This window comes from Pseudomonas fontis, from assembly GCF_028656955.1.
GTDB lineage: Bacteria > Pseudomonadota > Gammaproteobacteria > Pseudomonadales > Pseudomonadaceae > Aquipseudomonas > Aquipseudomonas fontis.
Genome location: NZ_JAMDGY010000017.1, coordinates 108,034 through 116,279 on the forward strand (window position 1 = coordinate 108,034; position 8,246 = coordinate 116,279).

Annotated in this window: 9 protein-coding genes; 7 read left to right on the forward strand and 2 right to left on the reverse strand. The window is 63.9% G+C overall.

Features of this window, described 5'->3' with window-relative positions; genetic code table 11:
- Positions 1–79 precede the first annotated feature (79 nt).
- Together M5G11_RS06925 and M5G11_RS06930 are read left to right on the forward strand one after the other, a co-directional pair.
- Positions 80–700, forward strand: coding sequence for a LysE family translocator (locus tag M5G11_RS06925; protein ID WP_273911247.1), 621 nt, complete (start codon positions 80–82; stop codon positions 698–700).
- Between the two features lie 18 nt (positions 701–718).
- Entirely contained in the window at positions 719–1,609 is an 891-nt protein-coding gene (locus M5G11_RS06930) for an alpha/beta fold hydrolase (RefSeq protein WP_273911248.1), read from the forward strand.
- 25 nt (positions 1,610–1,634) lie between these two features.
- Here M5G11_RS06930 and M5G11_RS06935 read toward each other — a convergent pair whose 3' ends face one another.
- Positions 1,635–2,246, reverse strand: a complete 612-nt coding sequence (locus M5G11_RS06935) for a TetR/AcrR family transcriptional regulator (RefSeq protein WP_273911249.1) — start codon at positions 2,244–2,246, stop codon at positions 1,635–1,637.
- A gap of 92 nt (positions 2,247–2,338) precedes the next feature.
- Between M5G11_RS06935 and M5G11_RS06940 the strand changes: the two genes are divergently transcribed.
- The gene (locus M5G11_RS06940) at positions 2,339–2,935 is read left to right on the forward strand and encodes an NAD(P)H-dependent oxidoreductase (protein ID WP_273911250.1); all 597 of its coding nucleotides are present in this window, start codon (positions 2,339–2,341) and stop codon (positions 2,933–2,935) included.
- Here M5G11_RS06940 and M5G11_RS06945 read toward each other — a convergent pair.
- Positions 2,925–3,977, reverse strand: coding sequence for an NAD(P)-dependent alcohol dehydrogenase (locus M5G11_RS06945; protein ID WP_273911251.1), 1,053 nt, complete (start codon positions 3,975–3,977; stop codon positions 2,925–2,927). The genes M5G11_RS06940 and M5G11_RS06945 overlap by 11 nt on opposite strands.
- A 179-nt stretch (positions 3,978–4,156) precedes the next feature.
- Here M5G11_RS06945 and M5G11_RS06950 point away from each other — a divergent pair, with 179 nt between their 5' ends.
- The 4 genes from M5G11_RS06950 to gltS all read left to right on the forward strand — a co-directional run bounded on the left by M5G11_RS06950 (position 4,157) and on the right by gltS (position 8,213).
- The gene (locus M5G11_RS06950; RefSeq protein ID WP_273911252.1) at positions 4,157–5,062 is read left to right on the forward strand and encodes an AraC family transcriptional regulator; all 906 of its coding nucleotides are present in this window, start codon (positions 4,157–4,159) and stop codon (positions 5,060–5,062) included.
- A gap of 201 nt (positions 5,063–5,263) precedes the next feature.
- Complete coding sequence (locus M5G11_RS06955; RefSeq protein WP_273911253.1) at positions 5,264–5,989, forward strand: IclR family transcriptional regulator; 726 nt, start codon at positions 5,264–5,266, stop codon at positions 5,987–5,989.
- A gap of 20 nt (positions 5,990–6,009) precedes the next feature.
- Entirely contained in the window at positions 6,010–6,948 is a 939-nt protein-coding gene (hutG, locus tag M5G11_RS06960; RefSeq protein WP_273911254.1) for a formimidoylglutamase, read from the forward strand.
- Positions 6,949–7,001: 53 nt separating this feature from the next.
- Positions 7,002–8,213 (forward strand): sodium/glutamate symporter, encoded by a 1,212-nt coding sequence (gltS, locus tag M5G11_RS06965; protein WP_273911255.1) that lies wholly within the window; start codon positions 7,002–7,004, stop codon positions 8,211–8,213.
- Positions 8,214–8,246: the final 33 nt, after the last annotated feature.

Below are 8,246 nucleotides of genomic sequence, written 5' to 3' on the forward strand. Positions count from 1 at the left end.
AATTTTGCGCAACTGTATCGCAGCTGATCGGCGCGTGTTGGGTAGTGTCAATCACCGCCCCATCGCCAGGACCGCTGCCATGCTCACCTCACTCGACCTGCTGTTTGCCTTCATCCTGTTCGCCTTCGTGTCCTCGATCACCCCTGGCCCGAACAACACCATGCTGCTGGCCTCGGGGGTGAACTTCGGCGCGCGGCGCACCATTCCGCATGCGCTGGGCGTGAGCATCGGGTTCATGGTGATGGTACTGGCGGTAGGGCTGGGCCTGGGCGAGGTGTTCAAGGCATACCCGCTGGCCTATACCGTGCTGCGCTACGTCGGCGCCGCGTACCTGTTGTACCTCGCCTACAAGATCGCCACCTCCGGCCCGCTCTCGGCCGCCGAGCCTGGCAGTCGCAAGCCGCTGGGGTTCTGGGGCGCGGCGGCCTTCCAGTGGGTAAACCCGAAAGCCTGGGTCATGGCGATTGGCGCCATTACCACCTATACACCCGCCCAGGGCTACCTGTTCAACGTGGTGGTGATCTCGGTGGTGTTCGCCATCGTCAACCTGCCCAGCGTCTGCGTCTGGGTCATGTTCGGCAGCGCCTTGCGCACGGTTCTGCAAGACCCGCGCTGGTTGAAGGCGTTCAATCTGCTGATGGCCGCACTCTTGGTGCTATCGCTGTATCCACTGCTGTTTGTAGAATCCGGCTTTTCTTGAGCCTTGCAGCGAGTCCCGATGGAACTGATCCCCTGGTCGCATGATTGCGCCGAACACTTCACCTTGCGCGGCTGGCGCTCGCCAGCCAGCGGCAAGCCGCTGCTGCACTTCATCCACGGCACGGGTTTTTGCAGCTTGGCCTACCAGCCCATGCTGGAAGTGCTGGCCGAGCGCTTCGACCTCTGGCTCAGCGATGTGCAAGGGCATGGGGACAGCGATCATGGCGGGGCCTTCGTGGGCTGGAACCGCAGCGCCGAGCTGGCCATTGAAGCATTCCAGGCCGGTCGGGCGGAATACCCCGAGGTGCCGTGCTACGCCCTTGGCCACAGTTTTGGCGGGGTGCTGACCGGGCTGATGCTGGCCCGTGAGCCGCAGTTGTTTGAGCGCGCGGTACTGCTCGACCCGGTGGTGTTCAGCCGCTCGATGATCGGGGTGATGGGCGTTGCCGCCTGGTTCGGCATGCACCGCCGGCACAACCTCGCCCGCAAGGCCGCGACACGCCGCAGCTACTGGCCCGACCGCGAGGCGGCGCATGCCTCGCTGCATGGCCGGGGCATCTTCAAGGGCTGGAGCGATGGCGCCTTGCAGGCGTATGTCGATCACGCCATCGGCGATTGCGGTGAAGGGGTGGTGCTCAAGTGTCGGCCGAGCCGCGAAGTCGAGATCTTCAGTTCCTTCCCGCACCGCATGTGGGCAGCCCTGGCCCAGGTGAAAACCCCGAGCCTGGTGCTGCACGGCGAAAGAACCTATCCCTTTGTGCCGGTGTCACTCAAGCGTTGGGCGGGGCTCAATACGCAGATCGAGCCTCGGCAAGTGACGGGTGGGCATTGCTTCATGCAGGAAGACCCACACGCCAGCGCCCACGAAATCGAAGCGTTCCTGCTCGGCGCGCCTGCTCACGTGCATTGAGTCATGCCCTGGCCGCGCAGCGTATTCAGTGCGCTTGCGCGGCCCGCTGGACCATCGCCACGATGCTCTGGAACAGTTCTTCTTCGGCGTCCTGCGGGGTGATCTGGGCCATCGCGGCCGCATGTGACAACGCCTCGGCGGCGCCAAGCATGCCGATCAGACCTGCCGCAGACAACGCGCCACCTTCCACGAACGGGCCAAGCTGGGCCCGGCATTTGTCCATGAATGCGCTTTCGTACCCGCATTTGATCGCCTCCAACTCCGGCGAGCTGGCCAGGGCGGCACTGACCCCCGGAATTTCCCGACCCTGGGTCAGGATGCACTCGACGTAGGACGAGGCAATCACCCTGGCCTTGCCGGCAAGGGTGGCTTCGCTGGCGTGCAACGCGGCGTCCATCAGGGCGGTCTGGCGTGTGTCGTATTCCTGGTACAGCGCGGCGAGCAAGCCTGACCGGGTACTGAAGTGGTCGTACACCACCGGCTTGGTCACCCCGGCCTGCTCGGCCAGGCGGCCCAGGGTCAGCGCATCGGTGCCTTCGGCGCGAACCATTTGCCAGGCGACATCCAACAATTGCCGCTGACGGTCCTCACGGGACAGTCGACGGCGCGGTTTTACCTGCAATTCACTGCTTGACATGTCTTATATACCAAACGTAACTTACTAAGGGTAACTTATCCCTAGCATATGAGCTTCAGGTCTCATCTGCAAATTTTGCCCAGGAGTTCGCCATGCATGCACTGATCGTTGTTGCCAACCCGGAACCAGCGTCGCTCACTCACAGCCTGGCCAGGCAGGTAGGGCAGGGCCTGGTACAGGCCAACCCGGCCGATACGTTCGAGATTGCCGATTTGTTCGCTGAAGGGTTCGACCCGCGTTTCAACCTGGCTGACCGCGCCTTGTTCAGCGCCCAGGGGGCGGTACCGCAAGATGTGCTGGCCGAGCAGGCGCGTATCGACGCTGCCGATACGCTGGTGCTGGTGTTCCCGATCTACTGGTGGTCGATGCCAGCCTTGCTCAAAGGCTGGATCGACCGGGTGTTCACCGGCGGCTGGGCCTATGACAGCGAGGAAGGCAAGTTGGTGAAGAAGCTGCGTCACCTGCGCGTGCACCTGGTTGCCCTGGGTGGTGGTGACGCCGGCACGCTGGAGCGCCATGGCTATGCCAAGGCCATGCAGACCCAGATCGATCACGGCATTTTCGACTACTGCGGCGCCCAGGTGATCACCTCACACCTGCTGCTGGACTCGGAAAGCCAAGACCCGGCGCCGCACCTGGATACTGCCCAGACCCTGGGCAGCCAGTTGTTCAGCCATCTCAGCCGTTGAGCGTGGCCATGTCGATGACGAAGCGGTACTTCACGTCGCCGGCGATCATGCGCGTATAGGCCTCGTTGATATGGCGGATGTCGAGCATCTCGATGTCGCAGGTGATGCCGTGCTCGGCGCAGAAGTCCAGGACTTCCTGGGTCTCAGCGATACCGCCGATCAACGAGCCGGCCAATACCCGACGCTTCATCACCAGGTTGGCGGCGTGCAGGGCCGGGTCGATGGGTTCGATCAGGCCGACCAGGATGTGCACGCCGTCAAACCTCAGGGTTTCCAGGTAAGGGTTGAGGTCGTGCTGCACCGGGATGGTGTCGAGCAGGAAGTCGAAATGCCCGGCAGCGGCCTGCATCTGCGCGGGGTCGGTGGACACGATCACATGGTCGGCACCTTGGCGGCGAGCTTCTTCGGCCTTGCTCGCCGAGCGGGTGAACAGCGTCACTTCGGCGCCCAGTGCCTTGGCGAACTTGATGCCCATGTGGCCCAGGCCACCCATGCCGAGGATGCCGACGCGGTCACCGGCCTTGACGCCGTAATGCTTGAGCGGCGAATAGGTGGTGATCCCGGCGCAGAGGATCGGCGCGGCGCTGGCGGGGTCCAGGCCTTCGGGAATGCGCACCACGAAATGCTCGCTGACCACGATGCTGCTGGAGTAGCCGCCCATGGTGTTGCTGCCGTCGACGCGGTCCGGGGTGGCGTAGGTCAGGGTCGGGCCTTCGAGGCAGTATTGCTCGAGATCTGCCTTGCAGGCTTCGCAGTGTCGGCACGAGTCGACCATGCAGCCGACGCCGACCAGGTCGCCGACTTTATGGCCAGTGACATTGGCGCCAACGGCGGTGACCTTGCCGACGATTTCGTGGCCGGGCATCAATGGGTACACGGCGATACCCCATTCGTTGCGTGCCTGGTGGATATCGGAGTGGCACACGCCGCAATACAGGATGTCGATCGCGACATCATCCGGGCGCGGGCTGCGGCGCTGGAAGGTCATGGGGGCGAGGGGAGTGCTGGCCGATTGGGCGGCATAACCGATAGCGGTATACATGGTGAACCTCGCAAAGCGATGACGGATGAAAGTGAGCGCATTCTGCTGCCGGCCGGGTGTGGCGCCCATTCGCATTCCTCCGGGTGTCATGCCCAATCCTCCGGGAATGCTCCTGGCTGCGTGCAATTGGCCACAGAGCTGCGATGATGCGAGTGTCTGATCCTCCGTTCCGGTTTCCCATGCAACTGACTTCCCGTTCCGCTGAAAACGCCACGCTGTGTGCCCTGATCGCGCCGTTGGCGCTGCGTCCAGGCTTTGTCGACACACGCCTGCCGCAGGTCCAGGTGCTGTCCTGGAACCACTATGTGGCGAGCAGCCCGCAGATCTACGAGCCGAGCCTGATGATCCTCGCCCAGGGCAGCAAGCTGGCCCGCCTGGGGCCGCGCACCCTGGAATACGGGGCGGGGCATTACCTGGTGCAGGCGCTGTCGGTGCCGTTCATGTGCGAGACCTTTGCCACCGAGGATGAGCCGCTGCTCGGGGTGGCGGTGGCGATTGACCGGATCGTCTTGGGCGAACTGGTCCAGGCAATGGGGCTGCCAGTGGATGAACAGATTGCTGCACAGACGCCGGAGTCGATGACCTCGGCGGCGCTGGATGCGCCGATGCGTGACAGTGTCGAGCGCTTGCTGCGCTGTTTGCAGGACCCGCTGGAGTGCCAGGTGATGGGTGCGGCGCGGGTACGCGAGGTGCTTTATGTGGCGCTGCGCGGGCCGCAGGCCGGGGTGTTGCGGGCACTGGTCGAGCAGCAGGGGCATTTTGCGCGGATCGCGGCGGCGCTGAGCCATTTGCGCGAGCACTATGCCGAGCCGTTGAGCGTCGAGGAACTGGCCAGTTGCGCGAACATGAGTGCGTCGACCTTTCATGAGCATTTCAAGCGCACGACCCTGGTGTCGCCGATGCAGTACCTCAAGCGACTGCGCCTGCTCAAGGCGCAGCAGATGCTGATTGGCGAAGGCCTGGGGGTGGCGCAGGTGGCGCACCGGGTGGGCTATCAGAGTACCTCGCAGTTCAGCCGCGAATATAAACGGCATTTTCAGCGCAGCCCGGGGGATGAACAGGCTTATCTGGCCATTCCAGCCTGAGTCGGCGGTGACGCTATCGCGGGACGAGCCCGCTCCCACAGAGGCAATACTCGCCGTGGGAGCGGGCTCGTCCGGCGATGGGGCCCGCACCTTGTCCCACACACCACTTGTCGGTTATCGGTAGTCCATTTCCCACTCAGTAGGAATCCCGTTTCACTAATTGGGAAACCCCGTGCACCCTGTGTGCAAGGAGAGCGCCCAATGAACTACAACACGCCTACCGACCGACTCTTGCAGATCCTTGTTGCCCTGGGGCAAGCCGATGAAGCCCTCTCGGCCAAGGAACTGTCGCTGAACCTCGAGCAACCACTCAGCAGCACCTATCGCCATCTGAAAACCCTGCTGCGCTGGGGCCTGGCCGAAGACAATGGCCAGGGCCGCTATCTGCCCGGCCCGGCCTGCCTGCAACTGGCAAAAAAATTCGACCGCGAAGCCGTCCTGGTCACCCTGGCCAAACCCGAACTCAAGCGCCTGGCCGAACTCAGCCAGGAAAGCGTTGCGCTGATGGTCCCCAGCAACGGCCAGGCGATCTGCATCGAGCTGATCGACAGCCCGCAGCCGCTGCGTTGCTGCTACCAGAAAGGCCTGGCCCAGCCGCTGCGGGTCGGCGCTTCGGCACGGGTGCTGCTCGCCCACATGGACGCGCTGCGCAGCCAGGCCATCCTCGAAGAGCAGGGCGTCGAAGATGACGCACTGGCCACCTATCAACAGAGCTTCATCGCCATTCGCGAGCAGGGCTACGCCGTCAGCCTCAGTGAAATCGATGAAGGCATCTGGGGCGTGAGTGCCCCAGTGGTCGACAGCCGCAACCGCCTGCACGGCGCGATCAGCCTCATGGCGCCGGCCTTTCGCGCCGAGCAGAGCGCCGAACGGCTGACCCGCTGGACCCGCGAAGTGGCCCTGCGCGTCAGCGCCCGACTCGACTGAATTCACCCGGAGTAAACGCAATGACCACCACTTCTGTCCTGGCACATTGGCAGGGCCGCATCGACGCGGGCGAAGGCCAGGCGGCGCGCCGCTGGCACCAATGGGTAAAACCGAGCCAGGCGGGCCAGCCCGCCGGCATCGCATTGCTGGGCCTGGCCTGTGACGAAGGCGTCACCCGCAACCAGGGCCGCAGTGGCGCGCGCCAGGGGCCACCGGCCTTGCGCAAGGCCCTGGCCAACCTGGCCTGGCACAGCGACTGCCCGCTCTATGATGCCGGGGATATCGACTGCGTCGGCAACGACCTGGAAGGCGCCCAACTGGCCTACGCCAAGGCCATGACCGAACTGCTGGGCGACGGCCATCTGCCGCTGGGCCTGGGCGGCGGGCATGAAATCGCCTTCGCCAGCTTCCTTGGCCTGGCCGAGCACCTGCGCCGCGAGACGCCTGCCCCGCGTATCGGCATCCTCAATTTCGATGCGCATTTCGACCTGCGCCATGCCGAGCGCAGCAGCTCTGGCACGCCGTTCCGGCAGATCGCCGAGTACTGCGAGCAGGCCGACATGCCATTTGACTACTGCTGCCTGGGCGTGAGCCGTTTCAACAATACCCAGGCGCTGTTCGACCAGGCCGAGCGACTCAATGTGCGCTACCTGCTGGACCGGCAGATGCAGCCCTGGGACATGCCGGAGATGGAGCGTTTTCTTGATGCCTTCCTCAGCGGTATCGACCACCTCTACATGACCCTGTGCCTGGACGTCCTGCCGGCGGCGCAAGCGCCCGGCGTCAGCGCGCCGTCCGCGCATGGCGTCGACCTGATGGTGGTCGAGCACCTGGCCCGGCGGGCCAAGGCCAGCGGCAAATTGCGCTTGGCCGATGTCGCCGAGCTCAACCCCGGCCTTGACCAGGACAACCGCACCGCGCGCATCGGCGCACGGCTGCTGGCCAGCCTGATCGACTGAGTCGCGCCCCCAACCCCATCCTTTGTTCACTATAAAAAGAAGAGTGTTTGCCCATGCTGACCCTGCAACTGGATGCACTGACCACCGTCGCCCTGGCCTTGTTGCTGCTGGCCACGGGTGCGCAATTGAAGAAGCACAGTTACTGGCTGCGCCAGCTGTGCGTGCCGGCCCCGGTGATCGGCGGTTTCGGGTTTGCCCTGGCCGTGTGGCTGCTGCGCGACCAGCAATGGCTGGACATCAAGCTCGACACGGCGATGCAGACGCCGCTGATGGTGATGTTCTTCACTACGGTCGGCCTGGGCGGCAGCCTTGGCCTGCTGCGCCAGGGCGGGAAGATCCTGTTCATCTACCTGGGTGCTTGCTGGGGCCTGGCGTTGCTGCAGAACACCGTCGGTGTGGTGATGGCCAAGGCACTGGGCATTGATCCGCTGCTGGGGATCATGGCGGGTGCGGTCTCGCTGGAAGGCGGTTTTGGTGCGGCGGCGGCATTCGGGCCGATTGCCGAGAGCCTGGGTACCTCGGGTGCAACCACTGCTGCCCTGGCCTCGGCGACGTTCGGCATGATTGCCGGTGGGTTGCTGGGTAGCCCGTTGGCGCGCTACCTGATCGACAGCAAGAAACTGGTGGTGAAAAGCGAGCAGTCCGGTGAGCTGCAAGCCTTGGCCAAGGCCAGTGAAGCGGCCCCTGTGGTGGCGATTGATGCGGGCATGTGGCTGCGCCTGCTGACCAGCGTGCTGGTGATCATGGTGCTGGGCTTCTGGATTGGCGATGCGCTGAAGGCGCATGTGGGGATTGTCCTGCCGGTGTACGTCGGTGCGATGTTTGTCGCGATCCTGCTGCGCAACCTCAATGACCGTGCGCGCTTTATCGAGCTGCCGGACAACGCGGTGAGCACCCTGGGCGATGTGAGCCTGGGGATGTTCCTGACCATGGCCATGATGAGCCTGAAGTTCTGGGAACTGGAGCAGTTGGGCTTGCCGTTGCTGGTGATCCTGGTGGTGCAGGTGGTGATCATGGTGCTCTTGTGCGTGTTCGTGCTGTTCCGCGCATTCGGTGGCAACTATGACGCGGCGGTGTTGTGTGCCGGCTACATGGGCCATGGCCTGGGCGCGACGCCGAACGCGGTGGCGAACATGGGCGCGATCTGCGACCACTACAAGGTGTTCTCGTACAAGGCGTTCATCATCGTGCCGCTGTGCGGGGCGGTGTTGATCGATCTGGTGGCGTTGCCGTTGATTACCTGGTTCATCAACGCGTTCAGTTGAGATACATCCATACCTTGTAGATACCGTCTTGCC

What these genes read in the sequence shown, in the direction of transcription:
- M5G11_RS06945 (WP_273911251.1), bottom strand. Translation starts at nt 3,977, where the DNA reads ATGTATACCGCTATCGGTTATGCCGCCCAATCGGCCAGCACTCCCCTC.
- M5G11_RS06935 (WP_273911249.1), bottom strand. Translation starts at nt 2,246, where the DNA reads ATGTCAAGCAGTGAATTGCAGGTAAAACCGCGCCGTCGACTGTCCCGT.
- M5G11_RS06930 (WP_273911248.1), top strand. Translation starts at nt 719, where the DNA reads ATGGAACTGATCCCCTGGTCGCATGATTGCGCCGAACACTTCACCTTG.
- M5G11_RS06925 (WP_273911247.1), top strand. Translation starts at nt 80, where the DNA reads ATGCTCACCTCACTCGACCTGCTGTTTGCCTTCATCCTGTTCGCCTTC.
- M5G11_RS06940 (WP_273911250.1), top strand. Translation starts at nt 2,339, where the DNA reads ATGCATGCACTGATCGTTGTTGCCAACCCGGAACCAGCGTCGCTCACT.
- hutG (WP_273911254.1), top strand. Translation starts at nt 6,010, where the DNA reads ATGACCACCACTTCTGTCCTGGCACATTGGCAGGGCCGCATCGACGCG.
- M5G11_RS06955 (WP_273911253.1), top strand. Translation starts at nt 5,264, where the DNA reads ATGAACTACAACACGCCTACCGACCGACTCTTGCAGATCCTTGTTGCC.
- gltS (WP_273911255.1), top strand. Translation starts at nt 7,002, where the DNA reads ATGCTGACCCTGCAACTGGATGCACTGACCACCGTCGCCCTGGCCTTG.
- M5G11_RS06950 (WP_273911252.1), top strand. Translation starts at nt 4,157, where the DNA reads ATGCAACTGACTTCCCGTTCCGCTGAAAACGCCACGCTGTGTGCCCTG.